Origin of the sequence: Amycolatopsis sp. cmx-11-12, assembly GCF_046269425.1 — a bacterium.
GTDB lineage: Bacteria > Actinomycetota > Actinomycetes > Mycobacteriales > Pseudonocardiaceae > Amycolatopsis.
The window spans coordinates 17,788-40,334 of record NZ_JADNQM010000016.1 but is presented as its reverse complement, the minus strand read 5'-3'; the positions used below and the strand labels follow the sequence as shown (position 1 = coordinate 40,334).

24 protein-coding genes are annotated in these 22,547 nt (G+C 67.5%); 10 read left to right on the top strand and 14 right to left on the bottom strand.

Annotated features, from left to right (window positions below):
- Positions 1 to 3: 3 nt before the first annotated feature.
- The 4 genes from ACLARN_RS22225 (at position 4) to ACLARN_RS22210 (ending at position 2,846) form a co-directional block, all read left to right on the top strand.
- Positions 4 to 867, top strand: a complete 864-nt coding sequence (locus tag ACLARN_RS22225; RefSeq protein ID WP_409493494.1) for a PfkB family carbohydrate kinase — start codon at positions 4 to 6, stop codon at positions 865 to 867.
- Positions 864 to 1,511 carry a nucleoside/nucleotide kinase family protein gene (locus ACLARN_RS22220; protein WP_076156365.1) on the top strand — a complete coding sequence of 216 codons (648 nt, stop codon included), beginning with the start codon at positions 864 to 866 and terminating at the stop codon, positions 1,509 to 1,511. Before ACLARN_RS22225 ends, ACLARN_RS22220 begins: the two co-directional genes overlap by 4 nt.
- Positions 1,508 to 2,254 (top strand): SDR family oxidoreductase, encoded by a 747-nt coding sequence (locus ACLARN_RS22215; protein ID WP_409493367.1) that lies wholly within the window; start codon positions 1,508 to 1,510, stop codon positions 2,252 to 2,254. Before ACLARN_RS22220 ends, ACLARN_RS22215 begins: the two co-directional genes overlap by 4 nt.
- Before the next feature lie 184 nt (positions 2,255 to 2,438).
- Complete coding sequence (locus ACLARN_RS22210; RefSeq protein ID WP_409493366.1) at positions 2,439 to 2,846, top strand: VOC family protein; 408 nt, start codon at positions 2,439 to 2,441, stop codon at positions 2,844 to 2,846.
- On the opposite strand, the gene ACLARN_RS22205 is transcribed toward ACLARN_RS22210, so the two are convergent.
- From ACLARN_RS22205 to ACLARN_RS22195, 3 genes are all read right to left on the bottom strand, one after another.
- Positions 2,843 to 3,511: a DedA family protein gene (locus ACLARN_RS22205; protein ID WP_409493365.1), complete on the bottom strand. Its 669-nt coding sequence runs from the start codon at positions 3,509 to 3,511 to the stop codon at positions 2,843 to 2,845. The two genes, ACLARN_RS22210 and ACLARN_RS22205, sit on opposite strands and share 4 nt — an antisense overlap.
- Before the next feature lie 150 nt (positions 3,512 to 3,661).
- Positions 3,662 to 5,947: an MFS transporter gene (locus ACLARN_RS22200; RefSeq protein WP_409493364.1), complete on the bottom strand. Its 2,286-nt coding sequence runs from the start codon at positions 5,945 to 5,947 to the stop codon at positions 3,662 to 3,664.
- Between the two features lie 7 nt (positions 5,948 to 5,954).
- A complete protein-coding gene (locus ACLARN_RS22195; protein ID WP_409493363.1) occupies positions 5,955 to 6,473 on the bottom strand; it encodes a MarR family winged helix-turn-helix transcriptional regulator in 519 nt (172 codons plus the stop codon).
- Positions 6,474 to 6,707: 234 nt separating this feature from the next.
- Between ACLARN_RS22195 and ACLARN_RS22190 the strand changes: the two genes are divergently transcribed.
- The gene (locus ACLARN_RS22190) at positions 6,708 to 7,133 is read left to right on the top strand and encodes a PPOX class F420-dependent oxidoreductase (RefSeq protein WP_409493362.1); all 426 of its coding nucleotides are present in this window, start codon (positions 6,708 to 6,710) and stop codon (positions 7,131 to 7,133) included.
- 213 nt (positions 7,134 to 7,346) lie between these two features.
- On the opposite strand, the gene ACLARN_RS22185 is transcribed toward ACLARN_RS22190, so the two are convergent.
- A complete protein-coding gene (locus ACLARN_RS22185) occupies positions 7,347 to 7,874 on the bottom strand; it encodes a TetR/AcrR family transcriptional regulator (RefSeq protein ID WP_409493361.1) in 528 nt (175 codons plus the stop codon).
- Positions 7,875 to 7,965: 91 nt separating this feature from the next.
- Here ACLARN_RS22185 and ACLARN_RS22180 point away from each other — a divergent pair, with 91 nt between their 5' ends.
- Together ACLARN_RS22180 and ACLARN_RS22175 are read left to right on the top strand one after the other, a co-directional pair.
- On the top strand, positions 7,966 to 9,450 hold the full coding sequence (locus ACLARN_RS22180) for an MFS transporter (RefSeq protein WP_409493360.1): 1,485 nt from the start codon (positions 7,966 to 7,968) through the stop codon (positions 9,448 to 9,450).
- 19 nt (positions 9,451 to 9,469) lie between these two features.
- Positions 9,470 to 10,858 (top strand): FAD-binding oxidoreductase, encoded by a 1,389-nt coding sequence (locus ACLARN_RS22175; protein WP_409493359.1) that lies wholly within the window; start codon positions 9,470 to 9,472, stop codon positions 10,856 to 10,858.
- A gap of 67 nt (positions 10,859 to 10,925) precedes the next feature.
- On the opposite strand, the gene ACLARN_RS22170 is transcribed toward ACLARN_RS22175, so the two are convergent.
- The 4 genes from ACLARN_RS22170 to ACLARN_RS22155 all read right to left on the bottom strand — a co-directional run bounded on the left by ACLARN_RS22170 (position 10,926) and on the right by ACLARN_RS22155 (position 14,125).
- Positions 10,926 to 11,639 carry a DedA family protein gene (locus ACLARN_RS22170; protein WP_409493358.1) on the bottom strand — a complete coding sequence of 238 codons (714 nt, stop codon included), beginning with the start codon at positions 11,637 to 11,639 and terminating at the stop codon, positions 10,926 to 10,928.
- Positions 11,640 to 11,855: 216 nt separating this feature from the next.
- Positions 11,856 to 12,239 (bottom strand): hypothetical protein, encoded by a 384-nt coding sequence (locus tag ACLARN_RS22165; protein ID WP_409493357.1) that lies wholly within the window; start codon positions 12,237 to 12,239, stop codon positions 11,856 to 11,858.
- 16 nt (positions 12,240 to 12,255) lie between these two features.
- Entirely contained in the window at positions 12,256 to 13,458 is a 1,203-nt protein-coding gene (gene nagA / locus ACLARN_RS22160; protein WP_409493493.1) for an N-acetylglucosamine-6-phosphate deacetylase, read from the bottom strand.
- 91 nt (positions 13,459 to 13,549) lie between these two features.
- Complete coding sequence (locus ACLARN_RS22155) at positions 13,550 to 14,125, bottom strand: SigE family RNA polymerase sigma factor (RefSeq protein ID WP_409493356.1); 576 nt, start codon at positions 14,123 to 14,125, stop codon at positions 13,550 to 13,552.
- Positions 14,126 to 14,286: 161 nt separating this feature from the next.
- On the opposite strand from ACLARN_RS22155, the gene ACLARN_RS22150 reads away from it, so the two are divergent.
- Positions 14,287 to 14,571: a YciI family protein gene (locus tag ACLARN_RS22150; RefSeq protein ID WP_409493355.1), complete on the top strand. Its 285-nt coding sequence runs from the start codon at positions 14,287 to 14,289 to the stop codon at positions 14,569 to 14,571.
- A 4-nt stretch (positions 14,572 to 14,575) separates the two neighbouring features.
- On the opposite strand, the gene ACLARN_RS22145 is transcribed toward ACLARN_RS22150, so the two are convergent.
- The 6 genes from ACLARN_RS22145 to ACLARN_RS22120 all read right to left on the bottom strand — a co-directional run bounded on the left by ACLARN_RS22145 (position 14,576) and on the right by ACLARN_RS22120 (position 20,369).
- The gene (locus ACLARN_RS22145) at positions 14,576 to 15,571 is read right to left on the bottom strand and encodes an oxidoreductase (protein WP_409493354.1); all 996 of its coding nucleotides are present in this window, start codon (positions 15,569 to 15,571) and stop codon (positions 14,576 to 14,578) included.
- Positions 15,568 to 16,434, bottom strand: a complete 867-nt coding sequence (locus ACLARN_RS22140) for a metal-dependent hydrolase (RefSeq protein WP_409493353.1) — start codon at positions 16,432 to 16,434, stop codon at positions 15,568 to 15,570. Before ACLARN_RS22140 ends, ACLARN_RS22145 begins: the two co-directional genes overlap by 4 nt.
- Complete coding sequence (locus tag ACLARN_RS22135; RefSeq protein ID WP_409493352.1) at positions 16,431 to 17,903, bottom strand: flavin-containing monooxygenase; 1,473 nt, start codon at positions 17,901 to 17,903, stop codon at positions 16,431 to 16,433. Before ACLARN_RS22135 ends, ACLARN_RS22140 begins: the two co-directional genes overlap by 4 nt.
- A 79-nt stretch (positions 17,904 to 17,982) precedes the next feature.
- On the bottom strand, positions 17,983 to 18,456 hold the full coding sequence (locus ACLARN_RS22130) for a pyridoxamine 5'-phosphate oxidase family protein (RefSeq protein WP_409493351.1): 474 nt from the start codon (positions 18,454 to 18,456) through the stop codon (positions 17,983 to 17,985).
- A gap of 4 nt (positions 18,457 to 18,460) precedes the next feature.
- Complete coding sequence (locus tag ACLARN_RS22125; RefSeq protein ID WP_409493350.1) at positions 18,461 to 19,351, bottom strand: SDR family oxidoreductase; 891 nt, start codon at positions 19,349 to 19,351, stop codon at positions 18,461 to 18,463.
- Between the two features lie 106 nt (positions 19,352 to 19,457).
- Entirely contained in the window at positions 19,458 to 20,369 is a 912-nt protein-coding gene (locus ACLARN_RS22120; RefSeq protein ID WP_409493349.1) for an aldo/keto reductase, read from the bottom strand.
- 50 nt (positions 20,370 to 20,419) lie between these two features.
- On the opposite strand from ACLARN_RS22120, the gene ACLARN_RS22115 reads away from it, so the two are divergent.
- On the top strand, positions 20,420 to 21,241 hold the full coding sequence (locus ACLARN_RS22115; protein ID WP_409493348.1) for an LLM class F420-dependent oxidoreductase: 822 nt from the start codon (positions 20,420 to 20,422) through the stop codon (positions 21,239 to 21,241).
- 83 nt (positions 21,242 to 21,324) lie between these two features.
- A complete protein-coding gene (gene fbaA / locus ACLARN_RS22110) occupies positions 21,325 to 22,356 on the top strand; it encodes a class II fructose-bisphosphate aldolase (RefSeq protein WP_076156309.1) in 1,032 nt (343 codons plus the stop codon).
- The last annotated feature ends 191 nt before the right edge of the window (positions 22,357 to 22,547 follow it).

Here is a 22,547-nt window from a genome sequence, read left to right as displayed (position 1 = left end):
AGGGTGCTGCTGGCGGGCTTGTGCACCGTCGACCAGGTTCAGCGCGTCGCCGAGTTCCCGGCGCCGGGCGAGAAGGTGCGTTCGCTGTCGATGGACGTCGCCGCCGGGGGGCCGGCGACGAACGCGGCCGTGACCGTGGCCTCGCTCGGCGCCGGGGCGACGCTCCTGACGGTCGCCGGTGCGCATCCGCTGGCGGCACTCGCCCGCGCCGACCTCGAGGCGCACGGCGTCGACCTCGTCGATCTCGATCCCGAACTGCCCGATCCGCCCGCGATCAGCGCCATCGTCGTGCGCGACTCCGACGGCGAGCGCACCGTCGTCTCGCGCAACGCCCACGCCTCTTCGCAATTCGTCCTCTCGTTGCGGTCCTTGCACGCGCAACTACCGCAACCAGAGGACGAATTGCCCGGGTGTGTGCTCCTCGACGGGCACCATCCGGAGGTCGCCCTGGAGGTCGCGCGCTGGGCGCGGGAGCGGAAGGTGCCGGTGGTGCTCGACGCCGGGAGCTGGAAGCCGGTCTTCGAAGAACTCCTGCCGCTGGTCGACGTCGCCGCGTGCTCGTCGCTGTACCGCGGGGACGATCCGCGTGAACACGGCGTCCCGGTCGTGATCACGACGGCGGGCCCCGAGCCGGTCCGCTGGTCGACGGCGGATGGCTCCGGTGAGATTCCCGTCCCCGTCACCCAGGCGCGTGACACGCTAGGGGCGGGCGACGTCTGGCACGGAGCTTTCGCGTACGCGGTCGCCAGGGGCACAGGGGATGTCCCCGGCTGGATCGAGTTCGCCAACGAGGTGGCCGCCGAACGGGTGCGGCATGAAGGACCGAGGTCGTGGACGGCCGCGGTCGCGAAGAAAGGACTGCCATGACAGCCATGCCTCCGGTGTTCGAGGACCTGTTGAGCAGGGCTCAGACGCTGGCGAAGCCGGGACAGCGCAGTGTGCTCGGCATCGTCGGCGCCCCCGCGTCCGGCAAGACGACGCTGGCCTGGGGTCTGGCGAAGGCGCTGGGCACGAGGGCGGCCGTGGTCGGGATGGACGGTTTCCACCTCGCGCAGGTGGAGTTGCAGCGCCTCGGCCGCGCGGAGCGCAAGGGCGCGCCGGACACCTTCGACGCCGCCGGGTACGTGCACCTGCTGCGGAGGCTCGCCGAAGGCCGCGAGACGGTCTACGCGCCGGAGTTCCGCCGGGAGATCGAAGAGCCGATCGCCGGTGCCGTCGCGGTCACGCCGGACGTCCCGCTGGTCATCACGGAAGGTAACTACCTGCTCATGCAGGACGACCCTTGGAGCGGTGTGAAGCCGATCCTCGCCGAGTCGTGGTTCCTCGCGCCGGACGAACCCGAGCGCATCGAGCGGCTCGTTTCGCGGCACCGCCGCTACGGCCGTTCGTTGGTCGACGCCCGCCGCCGCGCGCTCGGTTCCGACCAGCGCAACGCCGATCTGATCGCGTCCACCAGCGGCCGGGCCGACCTGGTCCTCGAGAACCTTCCGCTGGTTAACTTCGCTATATGACAGGCGTTCTCATCGTCACCGGCGGCAGCAAGGGCATCGGCGCGGCGGTCTGCGAACTGGCCGCCGCGCGCGGTCATGACGTCGTCGTCAACTACGCGGGTGACACCGAAGCGGCCGAAGACGTCGCTTCGCGCGTTCGGAAACACGGCGTCCAGTCGATCACCCATCGCGGGGACGTCGCGTCGGAAGACGATGTGGTGGCGCTGTTCGACGCGGCTGTCGAACTTGGTCCACTCGCCGGGGTGGTCGCCAACGCGGCCATCACCGGCAACACCCCGGGCCGCTTGGACGAGTACGAGGTGGACGTCGTCCGCCGCGTGGTGGACGTCAACATCACGGGTGTCTTCCTGTGCGTCCGCGAGGGCATCCGCCGGATGTCCACCCGGTACGGCGGCGCGGGCGGCGCGATCGTGACGGTGTCCTCCACCGCCGTGCGCACCGGATCACCCGGTGAATGGGTGCATTACGCGGGAACCAAGGCCGCGGTCGAAACGATGACTTACGGTGTCGCGCAAGAAGTCGCGAAAGAATCCATTCGGGTCAACGCGGTCGCGCCGGGCATGATCCATACCGGACTGCACGCGGCGGCGGGAATGCCCGATCGCCTCGACCGGATCGCCCCGACCATTCCGATGGGACGGGCGGGAGAACCCGGCGAAGTCGCGGAAGCCGTGCTGTGGCTGCTTTCCCCGGCCGCGTCGTACACCACCGGGACGGTGCTGACCGTCGGCGGAGGGCGTTGACGCCCGGGGCCACGGACCGGTTACGAGCGGATATCGGGTCCGCGTGCGGTTCAGCCACTTTTTAACACTGTTTCCCGGCAGATATCACGATTCATGTGGGAAGTCGGCGGATCACCTCGCCGCCGGAGACCCCTGTGTCACCCTGGTGGCGCCCCCAAGTTCTTGATCAGGACGGTCATCCCCGATGTCCAAGCTCATGTCTGTGCACCACCTGGCACTCACCGTGACCGACGTGGACCGGAGCGTGCCCTGGTACGCCCGAGTGCTCGAACTCGAGGAGTTCACGCGTCGCGAAGACCCCGAAACGGGGCTGCGGAAGGTCGTGTTGCGCTCGCCGAGCGAGGGTTTCGCGGTGGTGCTCGTCGAACATCAGGACACCGAACGGCCGCGGTTCGACGAACGGCGGACCGGTCTGGACCACGTGGCGTTCAAGGTCTCTTCGCGGTCGGAACTCGCCGAATGGGAAGCGCGGCTCTCGGAGTACGGCGTCGTCTACACGCCGTCGACGGGATCGCGCACGCTGGAGGGCTCCTCGGTCATCGTGTTCCGTGACCCGGATGGCATCCAGCTGGAGATCTGGGCGGACGCCTAGGCCTTGCTCTCTTCGGTCTCTTCGGCGGGGCGCCGCATTTCCTGGCGGTAGCGGATCACGCCGTAGGCCGTGCCCACCACGAAGAACGCGATGCTGACCCAGAGCGCGGCCGTCTTCACCCACGGAAGCTGGTCCAGCAGACCGGCGCCGTAGTAGCCGAGCAACACCAGTGTCGGCACCCAGAGCAGCCCGCCGAGCGCGGTCGCGAGGGCGAACCGGCGCGGATCCATCCGCGCGGTCCCCGCGATGAGCGGCGCCAGCGTGCGGATCCACGGGATCCAGCGCGCGGCGACGATGGCGAAGAAGCCCCGCCGGTCCAGGAACGCCCTCGCCCGTTCGAGGTTGTGCCGGTTCAGCACCTTGCCGCCGCGCCGGGCGATCAGTTTCGTGCCCGTCGTCCGGCCGATGTAATAGCCAACCTGGTTGCCGAGGATCGCGACGAGCAATGCGGCGGCTGAGAGCAGCCACGCGTTCAGGTCGGAGCCGTGCTGCGCGAGGACGACCCCGGCCGCGAACAGCAGGGAGTCGCCGGGCAGGAACAGCCCGATGATCAGCGCGCACTCCACGAAGATGAAGCTGAGCACGATCACCCAGACGAGCACCGGCCCGGCGGTGTCGAGCCAGCTCACGCCGATGCCCGCGGCTTCGGTGTACACCTCACTCACGACGTGAGCCTACGTGTACTCGGCGAACCGCACGCGGCCGAACCATGGAATCGGGGTGTCCGAAAGTCCCGGTCACGCACCCGGCACCTGAAATGAACGGACCTTTCATAACAGGATTTGTTATGAAAGGTCCGTTCATAACACGTGCCCCTAGTGCTCGACGAGTTCGTCGAGCGCCTGGTCGTAGCTCAGCCGGACGTCGTGTTCGGCCTGGTCACCGCCCAGTAGCTCCACCCGGCTGGTGGCGGGCGGGTAGCCGCTGGCGATCACCGTGTACGTCCCGGCGGGCAGGTCGCTGACCGTGTAGTTGCCCTCCGCGTCGGTCCTCGTCACGGCGGCGACGCCGCCCGAGGAGTCGAGCACGGTGATCCGCGCGTCCGGCACGATCCGGTCCCCGTCGGTGCGGGCGACCCCGCTCAGCAGGATCGTGCTGACCAGTTCGACGTCGTGGCGCAGCACCCCGGCGCCGGTGGCGGTCAGCGTCGCCGCGACCGGCCGGAACCAGCGACCGCTGGCGACGATCGTGTACCGGCCGCCCACGATCCCGGCGAACGAGTAGACGCCGTTCTCGCTCGTGTGCGTCCTGGCCACCTGATTGCCGTTGTGGTCGATCAGGGTCAGCGCCGCCCCCGCCACGTTCGTCGCGTCGTCCCGGCGGACGTGCCCGCTGATCTGCGCGGATCCCGCCCGATAGACGCCGTTGCCGTTCCCGTTGGTCAGCGCGTGCTTGCCGGGCTCGACGGGCGCGGTCACGACCGTCTTCTCGGAGGCCGTTTCGACAGGCGCGGGCTCCTCTTCTTCGAGGAGAGCCTCGCCACCTTCGAGAGCCGACGCCGCCGAAGGAGCCGACCCGCCGAGCAGCGGGATCTCCTTCATGAACATCAGCACCAGCGTCGCCAGCAGCGCGACCGCGCCCGCCACGTAGAACACCGTCGTGATCGACTCGGTGAAGCCGATCAGCACCGGGGTCTTGATGGCCTCGGGCAGGCTCGCGATACCGCTCGTGTTCGACTGGATGTCGCCCAGCGCCGCCGCACCTTCACCGGTGGGCGCGTTGCCGCCGAACGCCTTGGTGATGTTGCCCGGCAGGACGTTGAACAGGATCGTCAGGAACACCGCGACACCCGCGGTACCACCGATCTGCCGGAAGAACGTCGCCGAAGCGGTCGAGACGCCCATGTCGCTGCGCGGGCCCGCGTTCTGCACCGCGATGATCAGCGTCTGCATGCAGGCACCGAGACCGAGACCGATGATCGCGGCCGCGACCAGCGGGTGCCACAGCGCGCTGTTGTACTCGACCTGCGCGAAGAAGAACGAGCCCGCCGCGATCAGCAGCGTGCCGACCACCGGGAACACCTTGTAGCGACCGGTCTTGCTGGTGATCTGGCCCGAGATGATCGAACCGCTCATGATGCCCGCCATCAGCGGGATCATCAGCAGACCCGACTCGGTGGGCGAGAACTCCAGCACCACCTGCATGTACTGCGGGATCATCATGATCGCGCCGAACATCGCCACGCCGACGATGACGCCGCCGACGATCGCGACCGTGAAGGTCGAGTTCTTGAAGAGCCGCAGCGGGATCAGTGCCGCGTCCTTCATCAGCTTCTCGATGAAGATGAAGGCCACCACGCCGATGGCGCCGATGACGTAGCAGATGATCGCGTTCTGCGAGCCCCAGCCCCATTTGTTGCCCTGCTCGGCGACGATCAGGAACGGCACCACGGCGACGACGAGCGCGAGCCCGCCCCACCAGTCGATCTTGTGGTCGTGGCGCTGGTGCGGCACGTTGAGCACGCGGGCGACGACGAACAGCGCGACGATCGCGATCGGCACGTTGATCAGGAACACCCAGCGCCAGCCGGCGATGTCGTAGCCGAAGACGCTGCCGAGCTTGTCGAAGTCGGCGAAGAACCCGCCGAGCACCGGGCCGAGCACGGTGGAGATACCGAACACGGCGAGGAAGTAGCCCTGGTAGCGGGCACGTTCCCGCGGCGGCACGATGTCGCCCATGATCGTCATCGCCAGCGACATCAGACCACCGGCGCCGAGGCCCTGGATCGCGCGGAACGCGGCCAGCTCGTACATCGACGTCGCGAACGCCGAGGCGACCGAGCCGATCAGGAAGATCGAGATCGCCGCGATGTAGAACGGCTTGCGCCCGTAGATGTCGGACAGCTTGCCGTAGATCGGCGTGACGATCGTCGAGGTGATCAGGTAGGCCGTGGTGATCCAGGCCTGGAGGTCGAACCCGTTGAGGTCATTCGCGATACGGACGATCGAGGTGCCCACGATCGTCTGGTCGAGCGCCGCCAGGAACATGCCCGACATCAGGCCGATCAGGATCGTGACGATCTGACGGTGACTGAGCCGGGGACCATCTGTGTCCATCTGTGGCTGGTTTCTGGCTGGCGGACTTTCTACGGTGGTACTCATTTTTGCTTCAGGCCCCCTTGGCCTTCGACGCCGACGCGGGGTCGGCGAACTGTGGAGATGTTTTTTCGAGGTCGTCGTTCAGCCGGTGGAACAGCGAGTTGAGGGCTTTCCGGTCGTCGTCGGACCAGTCACCGAGCACCTCGGCGAGCCACTGGTTCCGCTGCTTGCGGTTCTCCTCGAAGACCCGATGTCCTTCGGCGGTCGGTGCGAGCAGGCAGGCGCGGCCGTCTTCGGGGTCGGCCAGGCGCTCGACCAGCCCGTGCTGGACGAGGGAACTCGACTGCCTGCTGATGGTCGAGATCTCGGAGTGCAGGAACTCGGCGAGTTTGCTGGTCCGCTGGGGCCCGACGTGGATGAGGCAGAAGAGGATCGCGTACGCGGCCCGCTCGATGCCGTCCGGCCCCTGCTTGGACACCTGGGACTTCGCCCGGTTGACCAGGCGGACGAGCCGCACGAGCTCATGCCCGAGCGTGTCGGCCAGATCGAGGTCGGACTTCGACCTGGTGCCGGGTGTCGTGGGTGTCATGGTGGTCTCTCTCGACGGTTGCTTGGTCACTGCAACTAGTTGCCTAGAGCAAGGATGTTCCTCTCACGGGAGTCTCGCAAGGAGAAAGTGACCTTGTGTGTCGGACAACACTTTAGTTGCCGCATGCAAGCACATTTATTCGTGCATGTTTGTCCGGTTCGCCCGTCTTGGGGCGCTGAGCAGGGCTTTTGCTCGCCGTGGAACAAGCCGGGCCGGTCGCGCTTTGATGGAGTCATGACCGACTCCGCGCTCTACGCGATCCTCGCCGACCGCAACTTCGGCACCCTCGCCACCATCAAGCGTGACGGGAGGCCTCAGCTGTCGACCGTCAACTACCTCTACGACGCGGACGCCGGCACGATCCTGATCTCGATCACCGCGCCGCGCGCCAAGACGAAGAACCTCCAGCGCGACCCGCGGGCGACCTTCCACGTGTCGACCGAAAGCGGCAACGGCTATGTCGTCGTCGAGGGCCCGGCCGTCCTGACGCCGACGGCGGCCTCGCGGGACGACGCCACGGTCGACGCGCTGGTGGACCACTACCGCCGGGCGCGGGGCGAGCATCCGGACTGGGACGAGTTCCGGGACGCCATGGTCGCCGACCAGCGCGTACTGCTGACCATCCCGATCGAGCGCGTCTACGGCCTCTCCCGCAATTAGTCACCTACTTGCGACGGAGAGCGGGGTGCGCGCGTTCGCCTTGACGCAAGTAGGTGACTAATTGCGGGAGATGCGGTAGTTGCGCGCGCAACTACCGCAACTAGAGGACGAAACGCGGTGGGGGCTTGCGCAAGTAGGTGCCGAAACGTGCCGGACGACCCTCGGGCGCGTCTACGGCCTCGATCGCGTTTAGCGGGCTAAACGCGAAGTGGGTCAGCGCTGGATGCGGGCCTTGATCTCGTCGATCCGGTCGAGGAGGGGGCTCGGGTCGTCCCGGCCGAGTGCCGCCCGCAAGTAGAGGCCGTCGCCGACCAGGATGACCAGTTCTGCGGTCAGCGGGTCGTCGACGTGCTCACTGATCAGGTCGTGGACCCGCTGGTTGTAGACCTGCACCACCTCGGAGACCCGCGGCTCGTTGAGCATGATCCGGAGCGTCGCCATGGTCGTGCGATGCAGCGGCTTGCGCTGGGTGACGTCGGTGATCGCGGTGCGTAGGTACCACGAAACGACACCTTCGGGTGCCTTTCGCGCGCGCTCGATGTCCTCGTCCGACAAGGTGGCGAGGCGCTCCATCAGGCCGTCGACCAGGGCTTCCTTCGAGCCGAAGTGGTAGAGCAGGCCACCCTTCGACACCCCCGCGTGCGCGGCGACGGCTTCCAGGGTGATGCCGCCGGGCCCCTGTTCGATGAGGATCTCTTCGTACGAGTCGAGGATCCGTTCCTTCGCTGAGGGCTTCGCCATATCAGTTGACTATACCGTCTGGACGGTTTACCTTCGACCAGGGCGGTAACTGTACCGTCCAGACGGTTTACCTAATTGAGGAGAGTGCGCCATGGCGGGGCGCAAGCAGTGGTGGGCGTTGGCGGTACTGGTGCTTCCGGTGCTGCTGATCAGCGTGGACATGACGGTGCTCGGGTTCGCGCTGCCGTTCCTGTCCGAGGATCTGGCGCCGACCGGTGCGGAGCAGTTGTGGATCGTCGACATCTACTCGTTCATGCTGGCGGGCCTGCTGGTCCTGATGGGCACGCTCGGCGACCGCATCGGCCGCCGCAAGCTGCTGCTCATGGGTGCCGCGGCGTTCGGTGCCGCGTCGGTGCTCGCGGCCTTCTCGACCAGCGCGTTCATGCTGATCATCGCCCGGGCCCTGCTCGGGGTCGGTGGCGCGACGCTCATGCCGTCGACGTTGTCGCTGATCCGCAGCATCTTCCTCGACCCCAAGCAACGCCGGACCGCGATCGCGGTGTGGAGTGCCGGGTTCTCCGGCGGAATGGCGCTCGGGCCGGTGCTCGGCGGCTGGCTGCTGGAGCACTTCTGGTGGGGTTCGGTGTTCCTCATCAACGTCCCGGTGATGCTGATCCTGCTGGTCGTCGGACCGTTCCTGCTGCCGGAGGCGCGTGACCCGAAGCCGGGCCGCTTCGATCCGTTGTCGGCGCTGCTGTCGCTGGCCGCGATGCTGCCGGTGGTCTACGGCATCAAGCTGATCGCCGAACACGGCTTCACGTGGAAGGCCGCAGTCAGCATCCTGATCGGTCTCGCGCTCGGCGCGGCGTTCGTCCGCAGGCAGAACCGCCTCGACGAGCCGATGCTCGACCTGAAGCTGTTTTCGAACCGGGCCTTCAGCGGCTCCGTCGTGACGAACATGCTCGGCGTGTTCGCCATGGTCGGCCTGCTGTTCCTGGTGCCGCAGTACTTGCAGCTGGTGCTCGGGCTGACCCCTGTCGTCGCCGCGCTGTGGATGCTCCCGGCGACGGCCGCCGGTATCACCGGCGCGCTGCTCGCGGCATGGCTCGCGAAGCGGATCCGAGTGTCCGTGCTGGTCAGTGGCGGTCTCCTGGTCGCCGCGGTCGGGTTCCTGGCGTTGACGCAGGTCTCGTCCGGCGGCGGGCTCGCGTACGTCGTGGTGTCGTTCACGCTGCTCGGGGGCGGTGTCGCCCTGTCGGAGACGCTCACGAACGACCTGGTCATCTCGGCCGCTCCGGCCGAGCGGGCCGGGGCCGCGTCGGCGATTTCCGAGACCGGGTTCGAGCTGGGTGGCGCCCTCGGCACCGCCATCCTGGGCAGTGTGGCGACCGCGGTCTACCGGTCCGGCCTGCCGGAGGGCACGGCCGAGTCCGCGCGGGACACGCTCGGCGGCGCCGTCGCCACCGCGCAGCAGCTCGCCCCCGCCGAAGGGCAGGCGCTGCTGGAGTCGGCTCGCGAGGCCTTCACGCAGGGCATGCACGTCACCGCATGGGCGGGCGTGGCCGTGCTCGTCTATACAGGTGCTCAGGCCTACATTCTGCTCGATCGGAAGAAAAGTTCCGCAGTGCGGATCTAATCGAGCCTACGATGAGGGCATGAGCAACGACGCCTTGGTCACCCGTCTCCGCGAGCATCTCGGCAAGGCCGCGGTGCTCACCGACTCCGATGTCACGGACGCCTACTCGCGCGACATGATGCCGCTCGCCGAGGCGGGCAAGCCCCTCGCGGTGGTGCTGCCGTCCGACGTCGAGGGTGTGCGGGCCGTGGTCAAGGCCTGCGCGGAGTTCGAGGTGCCGATCGTGCCCCGCGGCGCCGGCAGTGGTCTGTCCGGCGCCGCGAACGCGATCGACGGCTGTGTCGTGCTGGTGCTGACCAAACTCGACCAGATCGTCGAGATCGACGAGGGCAACCGCCTCGCCGTCGTGCAGCCCGGCGTGGTGAACCTCGATTTCCGCAACGCGGTGGAGAAGCACGGCCTCTTCTATCCGCCCGACCCGTCCAGCTACGACTGGTGCACCCTCGGCGGCAACCTGTCCACCAACGCCGGTGGACTGTGCTGCGTGAAGTACGGCGTCACCACGGATTCCGTGCTGGGACTGGAAGTCGTACTCGCCGATGGGTCGCTGCTGAAGACCGGGCGCCGCACGGTGAAGGGTGTCGCGGGCTACGACCTCGCGCGGCTCTTCGTCGGCAGTGAGGGCACGCTCGGCGTGATCACGCAGGCGACCGTCGCGCTGAAACCGTTGCCACAGCTGCCTTCCACGCTCGTCGCGGCCTTCAACAGCACGGAGGCCGCCGGTGAGGCCGTCGCGCGAGTCGTGCGCGAGGGGCTGGTGCCGTCGCTGCTGGAGATCATGGACGCGACGTCCATCAAGGCCGCCGAGGCTTATCTCAAGACCGACCTCGGCACCAGCGCGGACTGCAAAGCCTTGCTGCTAGGGCAATCCGACGCCGGCGGCGAGGTCGCGCGGCGGGAACTCGCGGCGCTGGAACAGATCTGCATCGACTGTGGCGCGGATCTGGCCTACGCCACCGAGGATCTCGAAGAGGGCAAGATGCTGCTGCAGGCACGGCGGGTCGTGCTCACCGCGCTGGAACTGTACGGCGTCTGGCTGACCGACGACGTCTGCGTGCCGCGCACCCGCATCGCCGAACTGATCGCCGGTTGCGAGCGGATCAGCGAAGAGGTGGGGCTGCGGATCGCCGTCGTCGGCCACGCCGGTGACGGCAACATGCACCCGACGATCGTCTACTCACCGGACTCCGAAGAGGAGTTCGCCCGCGCGCGGAAGGCTTTCGACGCGATTCTGGAGGTCGCCCTGTCGCTGGGCGGGACGGTCACCGGCGAGCACGGCATCGGCCGGATCAAGCGCGAGTGGCTCGCCAGGGAGATCGGCGAAGTGGGCCTTCGCGTCCACCGCCAGATCAAGCAGGCTCTCGACCCGGGGAACCTGTTCAACCCGGGTTCGATGTTCTCCCTCTGAACGCCATGAACGGCCCGTTGCTTGCAAATTTCGCAAGTAACGGGCCGTTCATGGCACGTAGGAGAGGTCAGTCGCGCACGCGCGGGATCTGCTGCGTCGCGTCCATGTCCGCGGCCGGAGCGGCGGCGGCCGCGTGCTTCTTCTCGCGGCGGGACTTCAGGTACTCGAGCACGATCGGCACCACGGAGATCAGCACGATCAGGATGAAGATCGCGTCGATGTTGTCGCGGATGAACGGGATGTCGCCGAGCAGGTGGCCGAGCGCGGTGATCCCGGCGGCCCACAGGATGCCGCCGATGACGGTGTAGGTGAAGTACTTCTTCGGGTCCATCTTGCCGATGCCCGCGATCCAGGTGATGAACGTCCGCACGAACGGCACGAACCGCGCCAGCACGACCGCCTTCGGCCCGTGCTTCTCCAGGAAGGCGTGTGTCTGATCGACGTACTTCTTGTTGAAGAACTTCGAGTCGGGCTTGCGGAACAGCCAGGGCCCGACCTTCCAGCCGAGGCCGTAGCCGAGCAGGTTGCCGAGCAGCGCCGCGACGGTGACCAGGACACACACCAGCCACAGCGGCGCTTCGATCGAGCCGCTCGCGATGAGCAGGCCCGCGGTGAAGAGCAGCGAGTCACCGGGCAGCACCGGGAAGATGCTGCTCTCGATGAAGATGATCAGGCAGAGCACGGTGATGACCGGGACGGTCAGCCCGCTCAGCAGGTGCATCGGGTCCAGCCACTCCGGCAGGAGGCCCATCGTCGTCACGTTGTTCTGCGCCAGGATCACACCAAAACGGTACAGGGTGACGCTGAGTGCCTTAGGCACTGTCCTGTGAGTCTGTTCGCGGTCTTCGCGCCCAGGCGGTTCCTGACGGCACGGGCGGTCCAGCCGAGTACGACCCGGTACGAGGCCGAACCGCCCGCACCGTCAGGAACCGCCTGGATCACGAAGCCCATCGAACAGACTCACAGGACAGCGCCTGACCCGGCGGGAGAGGGCGGCTCAGATCAGCGTGAGCAGCCCGACCACCGAACCGGCGGCCAGTCCCAGCAGCACAGCCAGCAGCAACACCCAGTACGCGGGCAGCGGCGCGCTGCTGGGCGAAGGCGCCGGAGGTGGCGTCGGACGCTCCGCCAGCCTGGCCGTTTCGGCGTCCTCCAGTGCGACGCGCTCCCGTTCGAGCGAGTTGGCACCGGCACCGGAAAGCAGCCCGTACTGCAGCGGCAGCTCGTGTTCTCCCGTGGACGGCTCAGGATCACTCTCGGTGTCCGATTTGACCGGGTTCTCGGCGGAAGCCTCGGTGATCCGCTCCGCCGAAGGGGCGAAGACGGCTTGAGCGCGCAAGGCGTCGGCTAGGAGCTTCTCCGGGTCCTTGGGCTCGCTCATCCGACTCCCTTCGCCGTTACCCGTCGCTGACCGAAACACCGCCTTCGACCGCACCGCTCAGTGGGGCCGTGGCGCTCAATGTAGCCGCAGCCTCGTCCTTGACCCACTCGCCCTGGCGCAGCACCTTGGCCGGTCGCAGGTCGCGGTCGAGCACGACGACGTCGGCCGCGAGCCCGGCTCGCAGCGAACCGGTCCGGTCGGCGATGCCAAGCAGTTCGGCCGGTCGTCCGGAGGTCGCGCGGACGGCGTCGAGCAGGTCGATACCCGCGCCGCGGACCAGGTTGCGGAAGGCCGCGTCCATGGTCAGCGTGCTGCCCGCCAGCGAGCCGTTCCCGGCCAGCGTGGCGACACCGTCGCGGACGTCGACCTCGAGGCGGCCGAGGATGTAGCTGCCGTCGGCGGCGTCGGTGGCCGACATGGCGTCGGTGATGAGCACCGTCCGGCCCTTGCCGGCGTGGTGCGCGGCCAGCCGCAGCACCGTCGGGTGCACGTGGACGAGGTCGCAGATCAGTTCGACGGTGACACGCTCGTCGTCGAGGAGGGCGCCGATCGGGCCCGGCTCGCGGTGGTGGAGGGGCCGCATGGCGTTGAAGAGGTGCGTCGCGACGGAGGCGCCCGCGTCGATCGCGGGGATGATCTGGTCCTCGACGCCGTCGGTGTGCCCGATCGCGGCGATGACGCCCGATTCGGCCAGTTGCCGTACCGCCTTGATCCCGCCGTGCAGTTCGGGGGCGAGGGTGACCATCCGGATGTCGCCGCGGCCCGCGCCGAGCAGCGCGTTGACGGTCGCCGTATCCGGCTCGATCAGGGTCGCCGGGTCGTGCGCCCCGCAGCGCGCCTTCGAGATGAAGGGTCCTTCAAGGTGAATTCCGGCAAGTTCACCCTCTTGGACCAGCTCTCGCAGGGCCGCGATCTGGTCCCTGAGCACCGGAACGGGGTCCGAGACGAGGCTGCCGAGCATGGTCGTGGTCCCGTGTCGCCGATGCGCGCGCACCGCGCGGAGCAGCTCCTCGGGATTCCCGCTGGAGAACGACCCGCCCCCACCGCCGTGGCAGTGGGTGTCGATGAAGCCGGGCACCACCAGGCACCCGTCCACAGGGACGCGGTCGATGTCCGGGGGTGTCCCGGAACCGACTTGGACGATCTTGCCGCCGGCGATAGCCAGCCAGCCGTCGTCTAGGACACGGTCCGGGGCGACGACCCGGCCGCCCACGATCACGAAATCTCCGGCGCCTCTCACGCCCCCCAGCATATATTGGTCTGGACCAAGCATGGCGGCACAACCCAGCGGTCGAGATTAAGGCCGGGTGTCAGTTCGGCGACTGCATCGCTTTCTGCAGTGCCTCCAGCGCCCGGCTGGCGGTTGACTTCACGGTACCTTTCGAAATACCGGCGGCCTCGGAAATCTCGGCCTCACTCAGCCCACCGTAGTAACGGAGCACCAGAACTTCGCGCTGACGGGGCGGCAGTTTGGACAAAGCGCTCACAACGGCCTGATGTTCACTCGACAGCATGGCGAGGCTTTCGGCCGAACGCGCGTTGACGGCGTGCGGCGCGACGTACTCGCGAGCGGTCTTGCGGCGGCGCAGCACACTGCGTGATCCGTTGACCACCGCGGTGCGCAGGTAGCCGACGGCCGCGGCGGCGTCCCGCAGCTTTCCCCAGTTGCGGTGGAGCCCGGTGAACGCCTCCTGGACGACGTCCTCGGCCGTGGCCGGTTCGTCCACGAGCAGGATGGCCAGCCGGACCAGCCGCATCCGATGCTGGCGATAGAGATCCTCAAGGGTCAGCGGCGCCGCAGGCGGCGGTGGCGTGACCGGTCCGTCCATGGTGCGCAGATGGCCGAGGGTCGCCTCGACACTGCGTTCCGCGTTGCCCTCGAGCATGTACCCCTACCTGTTCATTTACCCCTTTGAAGCACAACCTGTGCGTGGCGCGATCAGCGTATCGGGTGGGGCGGGACCTCTGCCTGATCGGATCCTGAGAACCCGTTCCGGAGTCGGATAGCGTCTGCGACGGCACTGTTGAAGCGATCTTGGAGACGTCGATGGCCTGGTTCCTGGTGGAGATCCGGTACGTGCAGGAGAAGCTGGAGGAGGTGCGGCCGCGGCACCGGAAATTCCTCTCCGACCTCGCCGACCAGGGCGTTGTCGCGCTCGGCGGCCCGCTGGGCGACGGCTCCGGCGGCATCTCGCTCTACCAGGCGGCCGACGAGACCGCGCTGACCGAGATCATCGACCAGGACCCGTACCACCTGGAAGGCGTCGTCGCGGAGCGCACCGTCCGCGAGTTCAAGCCGGTGATCGGCGCCTGGCTGCCGAAGGAATCCTGACCCGTCAGAGATCGAGGGTGACCGGCTCGCGTTCGACGCAGATCCGGACGCGGTCGCCGGTCACCGTCGGCAGTTCGCAGGTCCCGCAGAACCCTTGGCGGCACGAGTAGGCGATACCGGGCACGGTTTCGCGCAGGACGTCGAGTGTCGTCCGGTCGGCGGGCACGTCCAGCGTCACACTGCTGCGGGCCAGTTCGACGCGGAACGGCTTGCCACCGACGATCGGTGGCGTCGAGAACCGCTCGAAGAACACGGGCCCGGAAGTCCGCAGCGCCGCGTCAGTCCGGACGCCGACGATCATCGGAATCGGGCCGCAGCAGTAAATCGGGGCACTCTTTTCTGCCCCTTCGAGCAGTTCCGCGCCCGAGGCGGGGATCCCGTACTCGGTGTCCGGCCGGATCCAGACTCGGTCTTCGAATTCGGACAATTCCTCCAGGAACGGCATCGAAGCCCGGTCGCGGCCGGTGTAGACCAGCCGCCAGTCCGCGCCGGACGCGGCCGCCTGCCGCACCATCGGCAGGATCGGCGTGATCCCGATACCGCCCGCGACGAACAGGTAAGCCGGGCTCGCGACGAACGGGAACGCGTTGCGCGGGCCGCGCACCGTGATCCGCGCGCCCTTCTTCAAGGCGTGCACCGCAGTCGATCCCTCGCCGAGCAGCCGGACGCCGACGCGGTAGGCCGAGCGGTCGTCCGGGTCGCCGCACAGGGAGTACTGCCGGACCAGCCCCGGCCGCGGTGAGAGGTCGACGTGCGCGCCAGGACGCCACCGGGGCAACGGTTCGCCGTTTTCGTGCACCAGGCGCACGCTGACCACGCCTTCGGCCTCGACGCGGACGTCGTCGACGACCAGCGGGAGATCGCGATCGACGGCGAGCACCGGGGGACGACGACGTCCGCTCACCCCGCTGAGCCTGCGGTACACCGCGACGACAGCGGTCAGCGACGCCATCACGCGGTCGGTCCGCCCGCTGCCGTCGAGCCGCAGCGGGCGCGTCATCGTGGTTCGTCGGCCGCCAGCGCGGCCGGGGAACTCGCGAGGTACGCGACGGCTTGGTCGGTATTTCCGGTTTCGGTGGGATGGTAGGACTTCCGGAAATACGGCCGGATCTCGCGCCGCAACTGCCTGCCGGACGGCAGAAGCCCGAGTTTCGCCACTCGCAGATATGTCTTGAAACTTGTCTTGCCCGGCCGGGTCGGGTCGTTCTTCATGAGGAACCTGGTGCCGCGCAAGAAGACCCACGCGAGCACCGGCGTCACCACGAGCATGCTGCGCACGCGGCGGCCGTAGCGCCCGTCGAGATGCATGAACAGGTCGAAAGCGACAGAACGGTGCTCGACCTCTTCGGCGCCGTGCCAGCGCAGGAGATCCAGCATCGTCGGATGCGCGTTCGCGGCGTCGAGTTCCTTGGCGTCGAGGATCCATTGGCCGAGGAAGGCGGTGTAGTGCTCGATCGCGGCGATGATGGCGAGCCGTTCGATCAGCCATTCTTCCCGCCGTTTGGCGGACAGCGGACGATCGCCGAGCAGACGGCGGAACATCCACTCCATCTGCGCGATGTACGGCCGGACGTGGACGCCCGCCGCTTCGAGGTGTTCGGCCGCGCCGTCGTGCGCCTCGGCGTGCATGGCCTCCTGGCCAATGAAACCGAGGACGTCCTCCTTGAGCCGTTCGTCGCGGATCAGCGGCACTGCCTGTTTGAACACCTCGACGAACCAGCGTTCGCCCTCCGGCAGCGCCAGGTGCAGCACGTTGATCGTGTGCGTCGCCTGCGGTTCGCCGGGGATCCAGTGCATCGGCAGCGACGCCCAGTCGAACTCGACGTCACGCGCGTGCAGGACGATCTGCTCGTGCTCCGTCACGACGACCTCCCGCTGAGCTCGTAGTCGGTCGCGTCGACCTTGCGGGTCTGGAGCCAGTAACGCCAGGTGAAGCCGGGCCAGATCGTGCGGTTGACGCCCTTCGCGTCGAGATACCAGCTCTTGCAACCGCCCTGGGTCCACACGCCCTTGACGAGCTTTTCCTGGATCTCGCGCTGGAACTTCTCCTGCACGCCGGGCCGCACGTCGAGCGCCGCGGCGCCGCGCGAGTCGGCGAGCTTGATCGCGTCGACGACGTAGCGCGACTGCGATTCGATCATGAACACCACGGAGTTGTGGCCCAGCGCGGTGTTCGGGCCGAGGAGGAAGAACAGGTTGGGGAAGCCGGCGACGTTGATCCCCTTGTGCGTGCGCATCCCCTCGGTGGCCCATTCCTTGGCGAGGTCGCGGCCGTCGATCCCGGTGATGTCCAGGTATTCCAAGGCATCCGTGACCTTGAAACCGGTGCCGTAGATGATCGCGTCGACCTCGTGCTCGACGCCGTTCCCGTCGACGACGCTGTGCGCCTTGACCTCGCGGACACCGTCGGTGTTGACGTCCACATTGGACCGATTGATCGCCGGGTAGTAGTCGTTGGAGATCAGCACCCGTTTGCAGCCCATGGTGTAGTCAGGGGTGACCTTCTTGCGCAGCGCGGGATCCTTGACACCCTTGCCGATGTGGCGTTTCGCGATCACCTCGCCCGCCTTCATCATCGCGGGGTGGCCGTTGAAGCCGATCGCTCGCGCTTCGAGGAACCAGTAGAGCGCGTTGCGGTAGAGCCGTTGCATGCCGGGGATCCGGCGGAACGCGGTCTTGGCCCAGCCGGGCATGGCGTGGTCTGGCTTCGGCATGATCCACGGCGGCGTGCGCTGGAACAGCGTCAGTTCGGTGACCTCGGGGGCGATCTCCGGCACGAACTGGATCGCGCTGGCGCCGGTGCCGACCACGGCGACCTTCTTGCCACGCAGGTCGTACTCGTGGTTCCACTGCGCGGAATGCCAGGTCTGACCCTTGAACTTCTCGATCCCGGGCAGCTTGGGGACCTGCGGGATGTGCAGGCCGCCGACGCCGGAGACGACGAACTGGGCCTCGATCGTCCGGCCAGCCTTGGTGTGGACGTGCCAGCGGCGCGTGGTCTCGTCCCAGTCGGCGCCGGTGAGTTCGACGCCGAACCGGATCTTGTCCCGCAGCCGGTACTTGTCGGTGACGTCCTTGAGGTACTGGAAGATCTCCGGGGCGGGCGAGAACGACCGCGACCAGTCCGGGTTCTGCTCGTACGAGAACGAGTACATGTGGGACTGCACGTCGCAGGCGCAGCCGGGGTACGAGTTGTCACGCCACGTACCGCCGACTTCGTCCGCCTTCTCCAGGATCACGTAGTCGGAGATCCCGGCCTTTTCGAGCTGGATGGCCTGGCCGAGCCCGGAGAATCCGGTGCCCACGATCACGACCTTGAATCGCTCGGTCATCTGTGCCCTCCACGTCGAGGCGTTCTTGCGCAGATGACGTTACCGGAAGTAACAGTTACTTTCTAGTACGACTTACCGGTCAGTATGTTCCGCCGAGCTTCGAGTGATCCCAGCTCACGATCTTGGTCGGCCGGAAAATCAGGCCGATTCGCTTCGGGGCCTGCTTGCCGATGAACCCCGCCAGCTCGTCTGGCACCGGATCGCCGGGCTTCGCGCCCGCGTACCGCTGGGTCAGCTTGATACCCATCTGGGTGACCACGGCCGTATCGGTGATGACCTCGACGTCGGCTTCGAGGGAGATCCCGCGGAGCTTGTCGTAGGCGTCGCCGTCCTCGATGAGCACGGTGGCGCGCGGGTCGCGCTCCAGGTTCTTCGCCTTCTGGGACGAGCCGTAGGTCCAGGTCGCGATGCCCGACTCGTGCGGGTAGTACCAGAGCGGGGCGAGATGGGGACGGCCGTTGGGCCCGATCGTCGCGACGTTGATGACCTTCTGCTCGTCGAGATACGCGGTGAGCTCGTCGGGTGTCATGCGGATCTGGTCGCGACGCGACATGCGGTCAGCCCTTCTTCGTGGCGGCCCGGCCTGCCTGACCGGTTATTGAAGATTCGTACGCGCCACGCTGCTCGATGTCCACGAGGGCGGCCGCGTCCGCCTTCTTGATCCGGCTCTTCGCGCCGATCTCGATGATCGGCGGCAGGAACGCGCGGATCAGCTTGAGCCCGCCGACCCAGCGCGGGACGTGGATGGTGCGGGCGCGTTTGTTGACCCCGGCCTGGAGGAGGTCGAGGGCGACGGACAGCGGGTAGGTCTTGCCGAGCAGGCCGGGCATCCCGGTGCGGAGCTTGCCGAAGACCGGGTGCTTGTCGGCGCTCTCGACGAGGTCGGTGCGGATCCAGGTGGGGTGCGCGACGCCGACCTTCACGCCGAGGTGGGCGACTTCGGCGCGGAGGCTGTTGGAGAACGCCTCGACGCCCGCCTTCGCGGCGGCGTAGTTGGCCATGCCGGGGGCGTGGGTGATCGCGGCCAGCGAGGAGATCGCGAGCAGGTAGCCCTTGCGCTCGATGACGTGCGGGATCGTGACGCGGAAGGTGCGCCAGACGCCGAGGAGGTCGACCTCGATGACCTTCTCGAAGGCGGCCGGATCCACCGACCGGACGAAACCGGACGTCGCGATGCCGGCGTTCGCGATGACGATGTCGATCCCGCCGAAGTGCTCGACGACGCCCGCGGTGGCCCGTTCGAGGTCGTCCCAGCTGGTGACGTCGGCTTCCCAGGCGTGGGCGGCGGGGCCGATCTTGTCGGCGACCACCTGCTGTTCTTTGGCTTCGATGCCGACCAAGGCGACCTTCGCGCCCTGCGCGGCCAGGCGTTCGGCGAGCCCCGCGCCGATGCCCCTCGCGGCGCCGGTGATCAGGACGACCTTGCCGTTCACGCTGTTCTTGGCCACGTTGCCTCCTCGTCCGAGCCCTACGGCTTTCGGACGGTACCCCAACCTACCCGGAGTAAGCTACCCGCAAGTAAGTCCGCAAGTAGGTGCCGAATTGCGGGGGGTTTCAGCGCGACGCGGTGGTGAGGGCGTCGATCTCCTCGGCGGTGAGGGTGAGGTCGGCCGCGGGCAGGAGGTCGTTCAGTTGCTCGACCGAGCGCGCGCTCGCGATGGGCGCGGTGACGGTCGGCCGCGCGAACAGCCACGCCAGCGAGACCGCCGCGACCGTGACGCCGCGGTCGGCCGCGATCGCGTCCAGTGTGGCGAGGACACGCTCTCCGCGTTCGTCCAAATAGGACGAAGCGCGGGCGGCGCGCGGGCTGTCGCCGATGGCGTCCTTCGAGCGGTACTTCCCGGCGAGGAAACCCTTGGCCAGCGCGAAATACGGCAGGATGGTCAGGCCTTCGCGCTCGACCGTCGGCGCCAGTTCGGTTTCGTAGTCCCGCTCGACGAGGTTGTAGTGCGGCTGCAGGACGGCGTACTTCGCCAAGCCTTCGCGGTCCGAAATGGACAGTGCTTCGGACAGGCGTTCCGCGGAGTAGTTCGACGCCGCGATGTAGCGGACCTTGCCCGCGCGCACGAGTGCGTCGAAGGCCCGCAGCGTCTCTTCGATCGGGGTCTCCGGATCGTCGATGTGCGCGTAGTAGAGGTCGATGTGGTCGGTCTGGAGCCGCCGCAGCGAGTCTTCGGCCGCCGCCGCGATGTTGGCCGCCGACAGGCCTTTCCGCTCGTCCCACATCCCGGTCTTGGTCGCGATGACGACGTCGTCGCGGCGGCCGCGCTTGGTCAGCCAGTTGCCGATGATCGTCTCGGAGCCACCCTTGGAGTACAGGTCGGCGCTGTCGATGAAGTTGCCGCCCGCCGCTGTGTAGGCGTCGAGGACGGCGAAGGACTGCTGCTCGTCCGCGGTCCAGCCGAAGACGTTCCCGCCGAGGTTGATCCCCCGGACGTCGAGGTCGGTGTTGCCGAGTTTCGCCATACCCCGAACTTAAGGGAAGACATCGCCCGCCCGCGGTGTTGGCCAGGTACATGGGAATCGAACTCGGCAGGATCGGCATCTGGCAGCACGAAAGCGTGTTCACCCCCGAGCTGGCTCGTGAGCTGGAAGAACTCGGCTACGGCGCCATCTGGCTCGGCGGCTCACCGTCGGGTGACCTCGCGAAGGCGGAGGAACTCCTCGACTCCACGAAGTCGATCAAGGTGGCCACCGGCATCGTCAACATCTGGAAGGACGACGCGGCCACGGTCGCGGAGTCGTACAAGCGTATCGAGGCGAAGCACCCGGGCCGCTTCCTGCTCGGCGTCGGCGCCGGGCACCGCGAGCACACCGCGGAGTTCAAGAAGCCGTACACCGCGCTGGTCGAGTACCTCGACGCCCTCGATGCCGCCGGAGTACCCGTCGACGGCCGCGCGCTGGCCGCTCTCGGCCCGAAGGTGATCAAACTCGCAGGAGACCGCACGGCGGGAGCCCACCCGTACCTGATGACGCCCGAACACACGCGTCAGGCGCGCGAGATCCTCGGCGAAGGACCGCTGCTCGCGCCCGAGCAGAAAGTCGTCCTCGAGACCGATCCCGCGAAGGCCCGTGCCATCGGCCGAACGGGTGTCGGGTTCTACCTCGGCCTGGTCAACTACACGAACTCCCTGCGCAACCTCGGTTTCACCGACGAGGACCTGGCAGGCGAAGGCAGCGACAGGCTGGTCGACGCGCTGGCCGTCCACGGGGACGCCGAGACGGTCGCCCGCGGCGTCACCGCGCACCTCGAAGCCGGGGCGGACCACGTGAACATCCAGGTACTGAACCCCGACCCGCTTCCGGTCTACCGGGCGCTCGCCGGCGTCCTTCTCTGATACGACGGCTGTAGGCACCTCCCGGCCCACCTCGTACGATGCGGCCGAGAGGTGCACCAGCCTGCTTCGAGGAGGAGTAAACGATGCCCATCGCCACCCCCGAGGTCTACGCGGAGATGCTCGACCGGGCGAAGGCGAACGAATTCGCCTACCCGGCCATCAACGTGACCTCGTCGGAGACCCTGAACGCCGCGATCCGCGGGTTCGCCGAGGCGGAGAGCGACGGGATCATCCAGTTCTCCACCGGCGGCGCGGAGTTCGCGTCCGGCCAGAAGGTCAAGGACATGGTGACCGGTTCGGTCGCGCTCGCCGAGTTCGCCCAGGTCGTCGCCGCCAAGTACGACGTGAACGTCGCGCTGCACACCGACCACTGCCCTAAGGACAAGCTCGACGGCTTCGTCCGCCCGCTGATCGAGATCTCGGCCGAGCGGGTCAAGAACGGCCAGAACCCGCTGTTCCAGAGCCACATGTGGGACGGCTCCGCGATCGACCTCGACGAGAACCTCGAGATCGCGCAGGAGCTGCTCGCCAAGGCCGCGGCCGCGAACATCATCCTCGAGGTCGAGATCGGCGTCGTCGGCGGCGAGGAAGACGGCGTCGAAGCCGAGATCAACGAGAAGCTGTACACCGCCGAGGGCGACTTCCTGAAGACGATCGACGCGCTCGGCTCCGGCGAGAACGGCCGCTACCTGCTGGCCGCGACCTTCGGCAACGTGCACGGCGTCTACAAGCCCGGCAACGTGAAGCTGCGCCCGGACGTGCTCAAGGGCGGCCAGGAGGCGGCGTCGAAGAAGCTCGGCCTCCCCGCCGGTTCGAAGCCGTTCGAGCTGGTCTTCCACGGCGGTTCCGGCTCGCTGCCGGAGGAGATCCGCGAGGCGGTGTCCTACGGCGTCGTGAAGATGAACGTCGACACCGACACGCAGTACGCCTTCACGCGTCCGATCGCGGAGCACTTCTTCAAGAACTACGACGGCGTCCTGAAGATCGACGGCGAGGTCGGCAACAAGAAGGTCTACGACCCGCGTAGCTACCTCAAGGCCGCCGAGGCCGGCATGGCCGCTCGCATCGTCGAGGCCGCTCAGTCGCTGGGTTCGGCGGGCAACAAGCTCTCCTGATCCGACTGACCCGCGTGCCATGAACGGCCCGTTACTTGCAAAATTTGCAAGTAACGGGCCGTTCATAGCACTGGGGATGGGCCTGGGACTAGCAGCTTCAAGATCAGCAAAATGTCGATCACTTGCACTGTGGAATGTCGGTTCACTCGACCGTGAAATGTCGCTCAGAGGTACTGTGAGATGTACACGAC